We start from the raw sequence: 18706 nt of genomic DNA, 5'->3' as shown, positions 1-18706 counted from the left end.
AGCCAGCTTTCGGCTTCGGTCACTTTTGTACTACAGTTATGAGTGAGGGTTTTTGGCGCAGAGTCTATTCAACCACAAGGCGTTTCACGACGAGGCCAGACGCGGTGCGTAACTGCACGTTGTACACGCCCTGCGCTAGCCGACCTAGCTTCAGCTCCAATGCCGTTTGCCGGGCAGCTAGCTTTTGCTCTAGTACCACCTGGCCCAGGGTATTTACCACACTAAGCTGCACCGCTTGTTGGGCCAGCTCGGCTGGCAGCTGCAACCGCACCGACGCATGGGCCGGGTTGGGGTACAGCGCTACTTGCTCAGCTAGGTTCCGGGGCGTTGCCGTTGTCGCCAGCACCTTGGCGGCGGTAGTCGTCTTGTTGAGGCGCACGCTGGCGGTGTTGGCGCCTTGGTGCGTCGTCACGAAGTCCAGGGCGCCGTTGCCATCGATGTCGCCGAAGGCTACGCTGCTGGCCTTGCCACCGACGGGCACTTCCGAACTGCGGCTGAAGGTGCCCAGGCCATCATTCAGGCGCAAGCTAGCATTGGTGCTGCCGTAGTTGGCGGTCAGCAGGTCCAGGTCGCCATCGCCGTCGGTGTCGCCCAAGGCTAGGGCGTGGGGCTCCCGACTAACGGCGAGCTGCTGCGTGCCCGAGAAGCTGCCGCTGCCATCATTGAAGCGCACACTCACGGTGCTACCAACCGGATGTGCCGTCAGCAGATCCAGGTCGCCGTCGTTGTCGATGTCCCCGAGGGTGAGGGCCTCGGGGTTGTAGGCTACTCCAATCTCTACGCCGGTGCTAGCGGAATAGGTCCCATTGCCGTTGTTGAAGCGCAGGCTGACGGTGCTGTTGAAGGAGTTGGCCGTGAGCACATCCAAGTCGCCGTCGTCGTCGACATCACCCAGGGTCAGGCCCAGTGGCCGCGGACCCACGCTCACTTCTGAGCCGTTGCCGAAGGTTCCGGCGCCATCGTTCAGGCGGATGCTCACGGAAGCGGGCTCGTAGTTAGCCGCCAGCAAATCCAGGTCCCCGTCGCCATCTACGTCGCCGAGGGCCACGGCGTGCGGGTTGTTGCCGACCAACACCTCCTGGCTGCCCGAGAAGGTGCCGCGGCCATTGTTCAGGCGCACGCTGATGGTCCCCACCGGGAAGCTCGCGTTGGCCGTGAGCAGGTCCAAGTCGCCATCATTGTCCACGTCGCCGAGCACCACCTGGAAAGGCCCCCAGCCCACGGGCACTTCCTGGCTGGCCGCGAAGGTGCCGTTGCCGTTGCCTAGCCGGATGCTCACTGTGCCGTTGGGGTAGTTGTTGCTGGCCGAGGCTAGGTCCAGGTCGCCGTCCCCGTCGAGGTCACCCAGGGCGACGCTCTGCGGGTTGTTGCCCACGCTCAGTGAGTTATCCAGTGTGAAGAGCGAAGTGGCCGGTGCCGTGCCCGCCGTAAATTGGAAAACAAAGGGCTTTGACAGGGCCTGGCTGCTAGTACTACGGGCTGCTGTAATCGTAGTAAACACCGTTTCGCCGGGTTTGAAGTCAGCGGTAGGCGCAAACGTCAGCGTACTGCCGCTCACGCTGGTGGTGCCCGCTTTCAGGCCGACTTGCTGACCAAATACCTTCACCGTACTCTGACTGACGTCGGGGTTGAGGGCCTGGTTGAACGTCACGGACACCGGCGTGGGCCGCGGCGATGAGGGCGCATTGCGCTGGGGCGAAAGCACCGAAACAGCCAGCGGCGTGGTGGTGCCCTGGTTGAAGCGGATGCTGGTGACGGGGCCACCGTCGAAGATGGTACCGCCCGCGAAGATATCGAGGTCGCCGTCGCCATCGGCATCAGCTAGCTCCACGAAGCCGATGCCCGTGGTGGCTACTTCTTGGTTGCCGAAGAAGGTGCCAGTACCATCGTTCAGGCGCACGCCGCCGCCGGAGGTCACGTAGTCGAGGTCGCCGTCGCCATCCACGTCGCCCAGCATGATCCGATTCGCACGCCTGACATTGGGCACCTGCTGCGTAACGTTGAAGTTGCCGAATCCATCGTTGAGGCTCACGTAAACGTCGCCGTTGAGTTGCTGCCCGTTCTCGTAACGGTAGCGTGTGGTGGTGAGCAGGTCCAGGTCGCCGTCGCCGTCGAGGTCACCGAGGGCGACGCCGGAAGGGGCGAACGTGGCGGCAAAGCCTTGGCTGCTACTGAAATTGCCGCTGCCGTCGTTCCGCCCAATGCTCACGATATTGTTGGAGATATTCGGCACCACGAAGTCTAGGTCGCCATCGTTGTCGATGTCACCTACGGCTAGGTCGTTTACCGGGCTACCCAAATTGATATTCTTCGTGCCTGAAAAAATACCTTGCCCATTGTTGAAGTGCACACTCACGGTGTTGTTGCTAACATAGTTGCCCGTGAGCAGATCTAGGTCGCCATCCCCGTCTACATCGGCTAGAACCAACGTTGCTGGACCAGAGCCGCCCTGGATTTGCTGAGTGCCGGAAAAAGTGCCCTTGCCATCATTGAAGCGGACGTAGAGGACGCCCTGGGGGTTCACATTCAGCACCAGATCCAGGTCACCGTCGCCGTCAATGTCACCTAGGGTCACACTGACTGGGCCGCCGAAGGCCGTTATCTGGATTTGCTGACCGTTGGTATACCGGCCGTTGCCAGTATTCAGACGCACACCGCCTGAGGCGTTTACAAAATCTAAGTCGCCGTCGCCATCCACGTCGCCCACGGCTACGGCGCCTGCCCCCGCTACATCAGCGCCACCCGCGAAGGTGCCCGTACTAGGGCTTACGGCCGTGGTAAACTGAAAGACCTGCGCGTTAGGCAAGCTGGTACTGCTGTTTTGCGCGGCCTTGGTCAGCGTTGCAAACACCGTTTCGCCGGGCTTGAAGTCAGTCGTGGGATTCACCGTGAGGGTGTTGCCGCTGACGGTGGCGGCGCTAGCTTTCAGCCCGCCCGCTTGCCGACTGAATACCTTCAGAGCGCCTTGCGTGGCGGCGTTGTTGGCCAGCGGTTGGTTGAAGGTTGCCGTTACGTCGGTGTTGCGGGACGCCGAGCGTGCATTTCGAGTAGGAGAGAGGGTAGTAGCGAGCAAGGTTTTGCCACCGTTTAGGCGTACGCTTACGGTATTCGCATTTGCATTGGCAACCAGCAAATCCAGGTCACCATCATTATCGACGTCGGCCACTGTGGTACCGCGGGGTGTATTCCCAACGGATACTTCCTGCGTGCCTGTGAAGGACCCTAGGCCATCATTAACACGCACATTCACTTTGGAGTTGGCTTCCGTGGTAACAAGCAAATCCGGGTCGCCGTCCCCGTCTACGTCGGCGGCTGTTACACCGACGGGTGTGACGTTCAGCGGAATATCAGGCGCCGCCACGAACGAGCCGATGCCGTTGTTAAGGCGTACGCTGACGGTGTTGCTGTTGCGGTTGCCCGTCATAAAGTCCAGGTCGCTGTCGCCGTCTACGTCAGCTGTGGTCAGACTCGTAGGGAAGTTGCCTACCGGTATGCTAGTAGTACCCGAGAAGAGACCAGCGCCGTTATTCAGGCGCACGCTCACCTTATTGTCTTGGGAAGCACACGCGAGCAAGTCTACGTCACCATCGGCATCCACGTCCACTACCGCTAGGCCGCGCGTATTCGTGCCGATGATTACATTCTGATTACCCGTGAAAGAGCCCGTGCCATCATTCAGGCGTACGCTTACGATGCCGTTGAAGGGGGCTGTATAATCGATGCCGACCGCAAATAAATCTAGGTCGCCGTCGCCATCGGCATCCTTCAGAGACAAGTCGAACGGATAAGATCCTACGGCTACTGTTTGGCTGCCAGAGAAGGAGCCCGTGCCGTCATTCAGGCGTACGCTCACCGTGCCATTGTTAACATAGTTGGCAACCACTAAGTCTAGGTCATGGTCGCCGTCTATATCGCCCAAGGTGGCATAGGCCGGCGTTGACATAGGTATTTCCTGATTGCCACTGAAAATACCGTTGCCATCGTTGCGGCGCACACTCACGGTGTTCCCGTTGATCGGCGTGAGCAGGTCCAAATCACCGTCCCCATCAATATCCCCGGCAGCCACCTGCGAGGGCTGACCCGCCACGGTTACTTCCTGATTGCCGCCAAATACGCCCGTGCTCGGGCTGGTCGCTGTCGTGAATTGAAATACGTGCGATTTGGCCGAAGCACCCGTACTACTCTGCGCCGCCGCGGTAAGCGTGGCAACTACCGTTTCGCCCGCTTTGAAATCGGTATTGGGTGCAAAGCGGAGCGTATTGCCACTGACGATACCCGTACCTGCCTTCAGGCCATCGGCTTGCTGGCTGAACACTTTTAGTGCACCTAGGGTCGTAGCCGTGTTGCTGAGTGGTTGATTGAGCGTTACGGCGATGGGCCCGCGCCTAGGTGCCGAGCGCGCGTTGCGCGCCGGCGATACACTCGTCACGGCTAGGTCCTGCGTGACCGTGAACGGCACGCTGTTACTTGTCCCAACGGGTGTGGTCACGACGAGGGGCCCCGTGGTAGCGCCCAGTGGCACCGTCACGGTGATTTGAGATGGGGAATTTACGACGAAGCTGGTGGCGGCTATTCCGTTGAAGGTCACAGCGGTGGCGCCTAAAAAGTTGGTGCCTGCCAGCACAATGCTCACGCCTGCCGCGCCGCTGCTGGCCGATAGACCGGCAATGACCGGAGCCCCTTGGTTGAGGTGCGCATGCACAGTAGTGCCGGTGAAAGTCAGAAAATCCAGGTCGCCGTCCGTATCCAGGTCGCCTAGCCGAAGGTTACCAGAATAGCTCAGAGGTATTTCTTGGCCCGCGTTGAAAGTGCCCGCCCCGTTGTTCAGCTGAAGGCTGACCGAACTGCTACCGTAGCTGTTCAGCACCAATAGATCCAGGTCGCCGTCACCCTCGAAGTCTCCTAACCCAATGTTGCTCACGCCACCTAAGGTAATATTGGGTCCATTGTTGAAGGTGCCTGTACCATCGTTGAAGCCGACACTCGCCGTTCCGATGCCGTTGGCTTCGCCGGCTGTCACAAAATCCAAGTCGCCGTCGTTGTCTATGTCGCCCACGGCTAGGTTGCCGGTGAAGTAGCTGGTGCTTAGCTCCTGCGAGCCACGGAACCCACCTAGTCCGTTGTTCAGGCGTACAGAGACCGATTTACTATTGGCCGTGAGCAAGTCGAGGTCGCCATCATTGTCCACGTCACCGACCGCAATAGTTCGGCCACCAATTCCGACGCTGACTTCGCTACCGCTACTGAAGGTGCCGCTGCCATCATTGAGGCGAATGCTTGCTGTGTTAGCCGGATAAGTGGAATTAGCCGTCAGAAGGTCCAGGTCGCCGTCGGCATCCACATCCCCTACTGCTAGGTCAACAGGATACGAACCGACGCTGACCTGTTGTTTTAGCGTGTAGTTGGCTTTGCCATCATTCAAGAGTATCGTTACGACGCCAAGATTCTGAAAGTAAGAAATAAGCAGATCCAGGTCGCCATCCCCATCTACGTCGCCGAGGATTATCTTATAGGGAGAGTAAGGACCCACATTCAAATCCTGACCGCCTGAAAAGATGCCCGTCCCATTATTCAGGCGAATACTTACATTATTGCTAGGGTAGGAGATACGCTGAATAGTGGCCAGGTCAAGGTCGCCGTCACCATCTAGATCACCTACGGCTACATCCTCCGGGGAAGTAGTTAAGGTCGATTCTGGCCCACTAAAGGTAGCCGGCGCCGGTGCTGTAGCCGTGGTAAACTGAAAAACCTGTGGCGCCGCCGGAACGCCACCGCTGCTCTGCGCTGCGGCCGTCACGGTAGCGTACACTGTTTCACCTGCTTTGAAGTCGGTGTTAGGGTCGAAGGTTAGGGTGTTGCTGCTGACGGTAGCCGTACCCGCCTTCTTGCCACCGGCTTGCTGGCTGAACACTTTCAGCGCGCCAAGCGTCGCGGCCGTGTTGCTGAGCGGCTGGTTGAAGGTAACCGCAACGTTGGTGGCCGGCGCTGCTTTCACTATGTTGCGAGCTGGCGTGACGTTGCTGACCACGAGTGCTTGGGCGCTGGCTAGGTTTCCGAGTGAGGTCAGGAGCAAACCTGCACCTAGCACGCAAGCATGCCGTGTCGCCGTGCCTGCATGAAGTAGGCCACGGGAGAGAGTAAAAACTGGCATCATACGAGGGGAAAGAATAAGAAATAGGAAGGACGAAAAATCAAAGCGTGAGTTATACGCAAATAGATGAGTTTGGTACTCAGTCAATAAAGAATTGGCCGGAGCCATTTTCGACTCCGGCCAATTTGTGCCTAGCAGGCATGCTCCGGCTCAAAAAGCGGCCGATGGATTAGGAGCTAGCAAGCCTATTCCACAGCCAAGCGCTTCACCACAAGGCCCGAGGTGGTGCGCAACTGCACGTTGTAGAGGCCGCGTGCCAATTGGCCTAGCTTCAGCTCGGGCGCGTTCTGCCCGGTGGCGAGCTGCTGCTCCAGCACCACTTGCCCCAAGCTGTTCAGCAGACTGATCTGCACGGGCTGGCGAGTGAGTTCGGCGGGAAGGTGTAGCTGCACGCTGGTGTGGGCCGGGTTAGGGTACAGCTCTACTTGAGCCGTTAGACTAGCGTTAGCGGATGCCAGTACTTTGGCGGAAACGGGCGTGTTCAAGCGGATGCTGGCAGTGCTGTTGCCTAGGTTGCTTGTCGCGAAGTCAAGCGTGCCGTTGCCGTCAAAGTCGCCCAGCGTGAGGCCAGTAGGAACATCATCTACCCGCACTGGTGCGTTGATACCGAAGAAGCCACTGCCAGTATTCAGGCGTACGCTCACGGTGTTGTTGGCGCTATTAGCTACCAGCAAATCCAGGTAGCTGTCCCCGTTCACGTCGCCGAGGGCTAGGCCGCGCGGTGCCCGCAAGTCAGATATTTGCACGGTGCCGGAGAATACCCCTAGGCTATTGTTGAGGCGTACGCTTACCGAGTTGCTAGCCGTGTTGGCGACGAGTAGGTCGAGGTCACCGTCCTTGTCAATATCGCCGAGTGTCAGCGTTTCCGGGTTGTAGGGCACGCTGATCTCGGTGGTGCCGCTGAAGATGCCTTTGCTGTCATTGAGGCGCAAGCTGACGGTGTTGGTGTTGGAGTTGGCCGTGAAGAGGTCCAGGTCGCCATCGCCATCTACGTCGCCGAGAGCTAGGCTCACCGGCCGGGTGCCCACGCTCACTTCTTGGGTGCCGCTGAACGCGCCCGTACCATTATTTAGGCGCACACTGACGGAGCTGCTGGTGGTGTTACCGCGCACCACGTAGTTAGCCGCAAGCAAATCGAGGTCGCCATCGGCGTCTACGTCAGCCAGCGCTACTGCGTGCGGATTGATGCCTACGGGTACCTCGTAATTGCTCGAGAAAAGGCCCGCGCCGTTGTTGAAGCATACGCTCGAGAAGCCCTCGGGGCCCCCAGCATTAGCGGTTACCAAGTCGAGGTCGCCGTCGCCGTCGATGTCGCCCAAGGCTAGGTGATAGGGGTTGTAGCCGAGCCGTATGTCTTGCCCGTTGCGGAACGTGCCATTGCCGTTGTTTAGGCGCACATTTACCTGTCCGCCAGTGATGTAGCTAACGGATAGCAAGTCGAGGTCGCCGTCGCCATCTACGTCGCCAGCGACGACTGCTTGCGGGTTTGAGCCTAGGCTAGGATCGGAACCGACAGTGAAGGCAGCCGTGGCAAGAGCCGTGGCGGCCGTGAACTGGAAGATTTGTGGCGTAAGCAGCGTTTGGTTAGTGGTGCTCCGCGACGATGACGTAACCGTTGTGAAGACCGTTTCGCCAGGTTTAAAGCCATTCGTTTGCGCGAAGCTGATGGTGTTGCCATTTACGGTGGTGCTACCCGCTTTGGGGCTTTGCGTGCCAAATACTCTCAACGCGTTTTGGTTCACCACGCTGGGGCTCATGATCTGGTTGAAGGTAGCCGTAATGGGTGCCGTGCGCGGTGCGGCTGACGAATTGCGAGTTGGTGAGAACTCTCTCAGCACCAGGAACGACGTATCGGGTTGGTTGAGGCGCAAGCTGGTGCTGGTGTTGCCTCCGGTGTAAAGGTCGAGGTCACCATCGCCGTCGGCATCGGCTAGCACTACACTGCCGGGCCGGAGGCTGACGAGCACTTCCTGAGTGCCCGCGAAGGTGCCGGTCCCGTTGTTCAGCCGCACGCTAGCCGTGGCATCGGTCGCATCACCACCGTTGGCCGTCACGATATCTAGGTCGCCGTCGCCATCTACGTCGCCCAGCGTTACGTCGAGGGGGGTGCCGCTGAGCGCCACTTGCTGACTTTCCCGGAAGGTGCCGAGCCCATTGTTAAGCACCACGCTCACGTTGCCATTTCTCCGTTGGTTGTTCACGTAGGTGTTGAAGTTGGAGGTGACAAAATCGAGGTCCCCGTCGCCATCCACGTCGCCCAAGGCTAGGTTATTGGGGTTAAGGCCCACGGTTACTTCCTGGTTGCCGCTGAAACCGCCAAGTCCGTTGTTGAGGCGCACTGATACGGTATATGTGTTGTAGTTGCCCACCAGCAAGTCGAGGTCGCCGTCGTTGTCGATATCCCCCAGCGCTACACTGGTCGGTTGGCTGTTTACAGTCACCACAGTGGTGCCCGTGAAGTTGCCCAAGCCATCGTTGAAGCGAACTGATACGCTGCTGCTGCTCCCGTTACTGGTAATCAAATCAATATCACCATCGGCATCCACGTCGCCCACGGCTAGGCCATAAGGCTCCTGGCCAACCAGCACCTGCTGAGTTCCCGAAAAGTTAGCCGAGCCATTGTTCAGGCGCACATACACAATACCCTGGCCATTGTTGACACTCAGCAACAGGTCGAGGTCGCCGTCGCCATCCACGTCGCTTAGCGCCACGTTGCGTGGGAGACCATTAAAGGACACTTGCTGCCCAGCAGTGTACACGCCAGTTCCGTCATTGAGGCGTACGGCACCGCTGAAGGTTACGTAGTCAAGGTCTTTGTCGCCGTCTAGGTCGCCAACTGCTAGCCGGCCGCCACCAGGAGTATCGGAACCGCCGATGAAGTTGCCAGGGCTAGGTGCCACCGCAGTCGTAAACTGATAGACTTGCGGGTTGGCTAGGTTCTGGCCCGTGCTGGTTTCCACGCCCCGCGTGATGGTTACTGACACCTTCTCGCCGGGCTTGAAGTTGGTAGTTGGGGTGAAGACGAAAAAGCTATTGCTAACCAGCGGTTGCGACGGCAACAGTCCGCCGGCCTGCTGGCTGAATACCTTCAATGAATTCCGGGTAGCGGTGCTGTTGGCAATGTTCTGGCTAAATGTTGCGCCAATTGGGACGTCGCGTTGGGCGGCTCGGGCGTTGCGGCTCGGGTTAACGGAAGTGACGAGCAGCGAATTGGCGCCGTTCACTTGCACCTGCACCACATCGTAGCTGGTCGTGATGAAGTCGAGGTCGCCATCGTTGTCGGTGTCGCGCACAAAGAAGTAGTAGGGATTGTTACCAGCCGGAATCTCCTGATTGCCCGAGAAGTTACCCTTGCCGTCGTTGAGGCGGATGCTCACGGAATTGTCGGTGCTGCTGGTCAAGATGTCGAGGTCGCCGTCACCATCAATGTCGCGGAGGTATACTCGGGCCGGTTGGCCGCCCTTGCCCACTGGTACTGACCCAGTGCCGCTGAATACACCAGCCCCGTTGTTCAGGCGGATGTCAACGGCCTTAGTGCTATTGCTGGCCACCACAAAGTCGAGGTCCCCGTCGCCGTCGATATCACCTAGGTCTGCGTCGTTGGGCAGAATGCTGATGGGGAGTTCTTGGGTGCCGGTGAAGGTGCCGAGGCCATCGTTGAAGCGCACGCTGGCCGTATTCAGGTAGCTGTAGGGAGCGGAGATAACATCAAGGTCACCATCGTTATCTAAGTCCCCAATGGCGAGGTACTTTGCCCCAACTCCTACGGGTGTTGAGCGAGGATTGCTGAACGTGCCGCTACCGTTATTGAAGTACACCACTACCCCACTATAGCCTGTCGTAAAGATGTCTAGGTCGCCATCGCCATCGGCATCCCGAAGACTGAACTGGCCGATAGAGATGAGGTTTGCCGCCGACCCCGCCACCAGCGTGAAAGTGCCTTGGCCGTTATTCAAGTACGTGTCGAGCTGCCCATTAAGTAGACCATTGTTCGGAACTACTAAGTCCAGGTCGCCGTCGCCGTCGATATCACCCATTTCTAGGGAGATGTAGCTGCCGCGTAGCGTTAGTTGCGTAGCGCTCGTGAAGGCGCCACTGCCATTATTTAGATAGGTGGTTACTTTGGGCAGGCCTTCGGAAGAATTGGTGGTCACCAGCAGATCAGTGTCACCATCCCCATCCACGTCACCTGGTACCACATTATCAACATGCGTGTACAAGGCTAGGTTGGCGCCGGTAGCAAAGGTGGCCGAGCTCGGGGTAGTAGCCGTGGTAAACTGAAACACGTGCGGCTTGACGGCCGAACCTGCGCTACTCTGTGCCGTTGCCGTCACGCTGGCGTACAGGGTTTCACCGGCTTTAAAATCGGTGGTGGGTACAAAGCTGAGCGTACTGCCGCTCACCGTTGCTTGGCCTGCTTTGCGCCCCGATTCTTGGCTGAACACCCGAATGGCCTGCGAAGCGTCGAACCCGGTGCCTAGGGGCTGATTGAACGTAGCTGCAATCGGCGTACGCCTAGGAGCCAGAAACGTGTTGCGCGTAGGCGTTACGCTGGTCACAACTGCAATCGGTGTTACGGTGAACGGAAGGCCATTGCTATTGCCCACTAATGAGTTCACCACAACGGGGCCCGTCGTGGCACCGTCGGGCACGGCCACAAGCAGCTGCGTGTTCGATTTTACGGTGTAGGTGGGCGCCACAACGCCGTTGAAGGTCACCCCGGTAGTACCTAGTAGGTCGCTACCGGTTATCGTGACGGTATTACGCGTTGTGGCGACGTCGGGCGTAATGCTGGTAGTGCTCGGGGCTGGCTGATTCTGGAGGACGCTTAAGCCGGTGATGCTGTTGGCACCGGCCAGAATATCCAGGTCGCCGTCGCCGTCGAGGTCGCCCAGCAAGGCAGTGCGCACGTTGGCGCCGGCCAGCAAGGCTTGCGTGCCGCTGAAGGTGCCGCTGCCATTGTTGAGGCGCACGCGCACGCCATCATTCACGCTGGACATCAGATCGAGGTCGTTGTCGCCGTCGAGGTCGCCTAGGGCCACTTTGGTGGAGCTGGCGCCCAGGGCTAGGTTTTGGCCGGGCGCGAAGGTACCCGCGCCGGTGTTTAGCAGCACGGTTACCGAGCCAGCCGCGTTGGTGCCCGCCGTCACAATATCTAGGTCGCCATCGGCATCTACGTCGCCGGTGGCCAACTCCGTTACCTGGCTGCCCACGCGCACATCCTGGCCGGTGCCGAAGCTGCCACTACCGTTGTTCAGGCGAATGCTGATGCCGGTGTTGCCGTTGGCCGTGGCGAAGTCGAGGTCACCGTCGTTGTCTACGTCGCCGAGCACGATGGCACTGGCGCCGCTTGCGTTAATGGGTACTTCCTGGTTGCCGCTGAAGCCGCCGCTGCCGTTGTTCAGCCGCACACTTACCGTCGCGCTGTTGCAGGTGAGTAGGTCCAGGTCCCCGTCGGCATCCACGTCACCTAGGATGAGGTCGGTGGTATTATCCCCAACGACAAACTGTTGTGTGCCGCTGAAGGAGCCAGCTCCATCGTTGAAGCGGACACTGATGCGGTAAGTCCTGGTGGGGTAGATGGAACCCGCCGTAATCAGGTCCAGGTCGCCGTCGCCGTCGAGGTCTCCCGTTACTACTTTGGAAGGATCAATAGCAACGCTCGCCGTCCGAAACCCGCCGAAGGTACCATCACCGTTATTAAAACGTATTCCTACTGCCCCACTACTTCCAGTGTTCGTGTTTGCGACGGGACACAAAACATCCAGCGCACCATTGCCATCGAGGTCGCTCAGTATGAAATTATAGGCATTCAGCGCAAAGCCCTCTACTGTCTGGGTGCTAGGGCTGAAGGTGGCGGGCGACGGGGTCGTGGCCGCAGTGAACTGGAAAACCTGCGGCGCGGCGGGCGTGCCACTGCTGCTCTGCGCTGCCGAGGTTACCGTGGCAAACACGGTCTCGCCTCCCTTGAAGTTGGAGCTAGGGTCGAAGCTGAGCGTGTTGCCGCTGACCGTCGCCGTGCCGGCTTTCTTACCGCCGGTCTGCTGGCTGAATACCTTTAGCGCACCTAGGGTAGCGGCATTGCTGCTCAGCGCTTGGCTGAAATCAACGGATACATTGGTGGCTTGCGGCGCCGAGCGCGCATTACGCACCGGCGACAAGCTCGTGACGGTGGGCGTTTGGGCGTAGGCCGTGCTCGTGCTGGCGAGCAACAGTAGCAAGAGCCTAGGTCGTAAACCAGGCGGAAGAGTAGGAAGTGTGATCATAGCTAAGAAAGAATAGGGTTGGTGTTTCAGGATATGAGTTGGTCGATAATCGGGGCTTCCAACAAAACGACCGGAGCCTATTACTGACTCCGGTCGTTTTGTTGGAAGCTTATCGAATTGATCGTTCGTTGTAGAAGCCTTACTCGATTACTAACCGCTTGGTTACGAGACCCGCAGCTGTGCGGAGCTGCACGCTGTAAACGCCTTGCGGTAGCCGCCCTAGCTTCAGCTCCAACGCTGTTTGCTGGGCGGTAAGCTGTTGCTCCAGCACCACTTGGCCGAGCGCATTCACCAGGCTAAGCTGCACGGCTTGTTGCACGAGTTCGGTTGGCAACACTAGCTGCACCAGCTCGTGGGCCGGGTTGGGGTACAGTTCCACTTGCTCAAGCAGCTTCGCCGGCGCCGCGGCCAGCACTTTGGCGGCAACCGGGGAATTCAGCCGCACGCTGGCGGTGTTGGCGTCTTTGTTCGCAGTGATAAAGTCGAGGGTGCCGTTGCCGTCCAGGTCGCCGAGAACGACGCTGGTGGGGTTGCTGCCCACGGGTACTTGCAGGCTGCCGCCGAAGGTGCCCGCGCCATTGTTGAGGCGCACGCTCACGGTGTTGGTGCCGCTGTTTGCCACGAACATATCTAGGTCGCCGTCGCCGTCAGCGTCGCCTAGGGCTAGACCGTACGGGGCACTTAGCCCCAAAACCAACGGCACGGTACCGGAGAAGTTTCCTGCTCCATCGTTGAGGCGTACGACTACCACCCTGCTCACCACGTGCGCCGCGATTAGGTCGAGGTCGCCATCGTTATCGACGTCGCCGAGGGTAACTACTTCCGGGTTGTAAGCCGTATTGATTTCGGTAGTGCCACTGAACGTGCCCGTGCCATCATTTAGGCGTAGGCTGATGGTAGTGCTGTTCGAGTTGGCCGTAAGGAAGTCGAGGTCGCCGTCGTTATCCACATCGCCGAGGGCTAGGCTTACCGGGCGCGTGCCCACATTTACTTCCGAGCCGCTATTGAATTCGCCCGTGCCGTCGTTGAGGCGCACGCTTACGGTGCTGTTGGTTGTGTTACCCACCACCGTATAGTTGGCCACGAGCAAATCCAGGTCGCCGTCCCCATCCACATCGCCGAAGGCAACGGCGTGCGCATTCGGGCCGACGGACACCGTTTGAATGTCATTGTTGCTGAAGATCCCCGCGCCCTTGTTCCTGATAACGCGCACGGCACCACCAGCGCCGCCGGCGCCCGAAAGCGCCGTCGCTAGGTCCAGGTCGCCGTCGCCATCCACGTCGCCGAGCACCAGCTGATACGGATTGTTCCCCACGTACACTTCCGAGCCGCCGCTGAAGGCGCCCGCGCCATTGTTTAGGCGCACTCTCACGTAGCCAATAGCGTTGTTGGTGGTGGTGAGCAAGTCGAGGTCGCCGTCGCCATCCACGTCGCCGGTAGCGACGGACTGCGGAGTGGCGCCCACGCTCGGGTCGGAGCCGCTGCTAAAGTTGACGTTGCTAGGTGCTGTGGCAGCTGTAAACTGAAAAACCTGGGGTTTCGGCAGTATCTGGTTATTGGCGCCGCGCACGCTTGTAGTCGCGGTGGCGAAGATTGTTTCGCCGGGCTTAAAAGTGCCGTTCGGAGCGAAGCGGAGCGTGTTGCCACTAACGGTGGCCGTGCCCGTCTTGCGGCCTCCCGCCTGGGCGCTGAATACGCGCAGAGCGTTCTGGGCGGCGGGGTCGGTGCTGAGCGGTTGGTTGAAGGTAACAGCCACGGGAGTCGTGCGCGGCGCGGCCGGGGCGTTGCGCCCAGGCGATACGGCGGTAATAGCTAGCGGCGCAGTGTTCAGGCGCACGCTGGTGCTGCTGATGCCGCTGGTGAGCAAATCTAGGTCACCATCATTGTCCACGTCGGCTAGCGCCACGTTGTTAGCGCCAGTGCTTACGGTCACCTCCTGAGTACCCGAGAAGGTGCCGGTGCCGTCGTTCAGGCGAATGCTGGCGGTGGTGCCGCTGCCGTTGCCGCCGTTGGATGTGACGAGGTCTAGGTCGCCATCGCCGTCCACGTCGCCCAAGGTCACATCGGTGGGGCTGCCGCCCAGCATTACCTTCTGTGCGTTGCTGAACGTGCCGAAGCCGTCGTTCTTGCTCACGCGCACGTCGCCGTTCACGGTGCGGTTGCCCTCGTAGTTGTTGAAGTTGGCGGTAAGCAGGTCCAGGTCGCCGTCGCCATCCACATCGCCCAGCACCATGCTGCTGGGGTTGAAGCCGGTGGAGAGGGTTTCCGTGCCGCTGAAGTTGCCCCGGCCGTCGTTGCGACGGATGCTGACGGTGGTAGTGTTGGAGTTCTGCACGATAAAATCTAGGTCGCCGTCGCTGTCGATGTCGCCTATGGCCAGACTGTTGGGCTGGGTGCCCACGCTAACTTCCGAGCCGCCGCCGAAAGTGCCCGCGCCATCGTTCAGGCGCACGCTCACGCTGGCGCTGCTATAGTTGGCGGTAAGCAGGTCCAGGTCGCCGTCGCCATCCACGTCGGCCGCAGCCAGGCCGTACGGCTCCGCGCCCACCTGCACCACTTGGTTACCCGAGAAAACGCCGGTGCCATTGTTGAAGCGCACGTTCACAAAGCCCCGGCCGTTGTTGGCACTCAGTAACATATCCAGGTCGCCGTCGCCGTCGAGGTCGGCCAGGGCCACGTTGCGCGCCGCGCCAAGGGTGCCGGACAGCTGCCCGGTGACGTAGCGGCCGGTGCCGTCGTTGTAGCGCACGCCGCCCGCCAAGGTCACGTAGTCCAGGTCACCGTCGCCGTCCAGGTCGCCCACGGCGATGTTGCCGGCACCGGCAATGTCAGAGCCGCCTAGGAAGGTGCCCGGGCTAGGGGCGGTAGCCGCCGTGAACTCGTACACTTGCGGGTTGGTCAGGCTGCCGCTGCTGCTTTGCGCGGCGGTGGTAAGCGTTGCAAACACTTTTTCGCCGGGCTTAAAGTCGGTAGTTGGGTTCAGCGTGAGCGTATTACCGCTTACTGCTACGGCGCTGGCTTTCAAGCCGCTTTGCTGCCCAAACACTTTCAGCGCACCCTGCGTGGCTGCGTTGTTGGTGAGGGCTTGGTTGAAGGTGACGGACACATCAGTGTTGCGCGGGGCTGAGCGGGCGTTGCGGGTAGGGGAGAAGGCCGTGGGCAGCAGCGTTGTGTTGCCGTTTAGGCGCACGCTCACGTTGCTGCCGATGTCGGAGCGCGCTAAGAAATCAGTGTCACCATCACCGTCTAAATCACCAACCGCGAGCCCCTGTGCACCAGCGGCCAGCGCCACTTGCTGGCTGATGCTGAAACTACCTAGCCCATTGTTCAAACAGATGCTCGCACTCATGAGCGTCCGATAGTTTGACGCTAGCAAATCCAGATCACCATCACCGTCCACGTCGCTCAACGCTAAGCTGGTTGCCCCATTCGGCAAGGGCAGCCGTTGGGTACTACTGAACTTGCCCGCCCCATCGTTAAAGCGAATGTCAACGCCCCTGAATTCAAGGAAGCTGGTAACCAATAGGTCCACATCTCCATCTCCGTCGATGTCGCCCACGGCAAAGCCATTAGGACTACCCCCCGCCGATACGATCTGGGTACCGGTGAAGATGCCATTGCCATTGTTTAAACGGACACTCAGGGTAGAACCACCGTAGCTGGGGGCGAGCAAATCCAAGTCGCCATCATTGTCTATGTCTGCCAGCGCAGCTGTATAAGACAGAGAACCGAGTGCCACTTCCGAGCCGCTGCTGAAGGTGCTGCTGCCGTCGTTCAGTCGCACGCTCGCTGCGGCGTTTGCTTTGGGACATACAAAATCTAGGTCGCCATCCCCATCTACATCCCCTAGGGTCACATCATAAGGCGCCTGGCCAACCAGCACTTCCTGGCTACCCGAGAAGATACCCGAGCCGTTATTCAGCCGTATGCTCACCGAGCCGGCGAAGTTGCTGGCCGCCGTACCTTGGTTCACCGCCAGCATATCCAAGTCACCGTCGTTATCGAGGTCGCCTAAGGCCACGTTGAGCGGTATGTTGCCTACGGCTACTTCCTGGGTGCCGCTGAAGGCACCCGCGCCGTTATTAAGCCGTACGCTCACTGTATTGGTAAGACCATTCGAAGTCACCAGGTCGAGGTCGCCGTCGCCGTCCACATCGCCGGTCGCTAAGCCACGGCTTGATGCGAAAGGGTTGCCCCCTACCGCAACCTCTGAGCCGCCCCCGAACACGCCCGAACTCGGGCTGGTAGCCGTGGTAAATTGAAACACGTGGGGCGTAATTTCGGCCCCTGGTCCTGATTCGGCTTGTCCTGTGAGCGTGGCGTAGATGGTTTCGCCGGCTTTAAACGGAACGGTAGGCGTGAAGCTCAGCGCAGTAGAATTTACGCTGGTTGTGCCAGCCTTCTTGCCGCCCGCCTGTTGGCTGAAAACCTTTAGGGCACCTAGGGTCGCGGGGCTGTTGTTGAAGGGAACGCGCAAGGTCACCGTCACTGGCCCGCGGAGGGGCGCCGCGTTGGAATTACGCGCTGGCGTGACGCTCGTCACGCCCAAAATCGATGAAATGGTAAAGGGCACACTGTTGCTGTTGCCTAGCACGGAGGTAACCACAAGCGGACCCGACGCAATGCCATTGGGTACAGTAACGGTAAGCTGCGTATTCGAATTGGCTACGAAGCTGGGGGCTTCCGTCCCGCTGAAGGTCACGCCGTTCGCGCCTAGCAAGTTGTTGCCAATTATGGTCACGCTTACGCCAGCTGATGTGGTATTGGGCGTCACGCTGGTGATGCTAGGAGCAGGCTGGTTCAGGAATAGATTCAAGCCGTAACTGGTGCTGTTGTCGTTGCCCGTCAGAATGTCGAGGTCGCCGTCGTTGTCGGCGTCGCCGAGCGTCAGGGGGCGGGCATACGAGACAGGGGTCAGCGTCTGGGCAGGGGCGAAGGTGCCGCTGCCATTGTTCAGGCTCACGCCCACGCCGCCACTTGTGCGGCCGGTGGCTAGGTCCAGGTCGCCGTCACCATCCAGGTCGCCGAGTTCCACCGTGTAGGGGTTAGGTCCTACCACTAAGTCTTGGCCGCCGGCGAAAGTGCCGTTGCCGTTGTTCAGCCGCACGCTCACTTTGCCAAGGCTCTGGCTAGCGGCTACGATGTCGAGGTCGCCATCGGCGTCAACGTCGCCGGTGGTCACGTCAAACAACTGCCCGCCTACCGTTACCTCGGAGCCGCCGGTGAAAATACCTAGCCCATTGTTGAGGCGTACGCTCACGGTGCCTCGGCTGTCGTTGGCCGTGAGTAGGTCTAGGTCGCCGTCGCTATCCACGTCACCCAGCGCTACGGCCTCCGTATAGAAAGCATCAACGGATACTTCCTGGTCGCCGCTGAAGAGGCCGCTGCCATTGTTGAAGCGCACGGCCACCGTAGCATTCTTGCCAATCAGCAGATCCTGGTCGCCGTCGCCATCCACGTCACCTAGGGTCATGCTCAAGACTGCCCCACCTGGTTGTACCGATTGCGCGCTCGAGAAGGTGGCATCCCCATTGTTGAGCCGCACACTCACGGGAGTGGTGCCGGAGACGTTGTTGCAGGTTAGGAAATCTAGGTCACCGTCGCCATCAATGTCGGCTGTGGCCAGCACGCGCGCTTCGGCGCTTACGGCCACTGTTTGCGTGGTCCCAAAAACGCCGTTGCCGTTATTGAGGCGGATGGCAACATTTGAATTACTACTCGCTGCCAAGATATCCAAGGCGCCATCCCCGTTCAGGTCACCGAACTTTACCTCATTGGGGTAGAAACCTAGGGTCGCAAGTCGGGCCGGCGCAAAGGTGGCTGGTGCCGCCGCGGTAGTCGTGGTAAATTGGAAAACGTGCGGCGCAGCAGCCACGCCGCCGCTGCTCCGGGCCGCGCCCGTAATGGTGGCGTACACCGTTTCGCCTGGCTGGAAATTAGTGCTTGGGTCGAAGGTGAGAGTGTTGCCACTCACTGTTGCGGTGCCAGCCTTCTTGCCGGCTTGCTGCCCAAATACCCGAAGGGCTTGCTGCGTGGCGGGCGTGTTGCTAAGCGTTTGGTTGAAGGTGGCCGCGACGTTAGTGGTGCGCGGCGCCGAACGGGCATTGCGCGTTGGTGTTAGGCTCGTGACTAGAGGCGCCTGCGCCTGTACGCTACCAACTGTTAGGAGGAGCAGTAGGCTAGCTTTGATCGGTGCAACAAGCCTAGCTAGAGCAGCAGGGCGCTGCGGAAGGGTAGAGGTTGTCATCATAGCAGAAGAGGGTGAGAACGTGGCATTTATATCGTGTAA

At 59.7% G+C, this 18706-nt stretch carries 3 protein-coding genes; all 3 read right to left on the bottom strand.

The annotated features are described in order from the left end of the window. Positions 1 to 64 precede the first annotated feature (64 nt). Positions 65 to 6154 carry an FG-GAP-like repeat-containing protein gene (locus SD425_RS18315; RefSeq protein ID WP_324671433.1) on the bottom strand — a complete coding sequence of 2030 codons (6090 nt, stop codon included), beginning with the start codon at positions 6152 to 6154 and terminating at the stop codon, positions 65 to 67. A gap of 182 nt (positions 6155 to 6336) precedes the next feature. Continuing rightward, positions 6337 to 12417, bottom strand: coding sequence for an FG-GAP-like repeat-containing protein (locus SD425_RS18310; protein ID WP_324671430.1), 6081 nt, complete (start codon positions 12415 to 12417; stop codon positions 6337 to 6339). Between the two features lie 139 nt (positions 12418 to 12556). Beyond that, a complete protein-coding gene (locus SD425_RS18305) occupies positions 12557 to 18667 on the bottom strand; it encodes an FG-GAP-like repeat-containing protein (protein WP_324671428.1) in 6111 nt (2036 codons plus the stop codon). Positions 18668 to 18706 lie beyond the last annotated feature (39 nt).

The sequence above is a fragment of the Hymenobacter sp. GOD-10R genome, assembly GCF_035609205.1.
GTDB lineage: Bacteria > Bacteroidota > Bacteroidia > Cytophagales > Hymenobacteraceae > Hymenobacter.
Note: the sequence above shows the minus strand (reverse complement) of the source record. Positions and strands in the feature narration are given on the sequence as shown.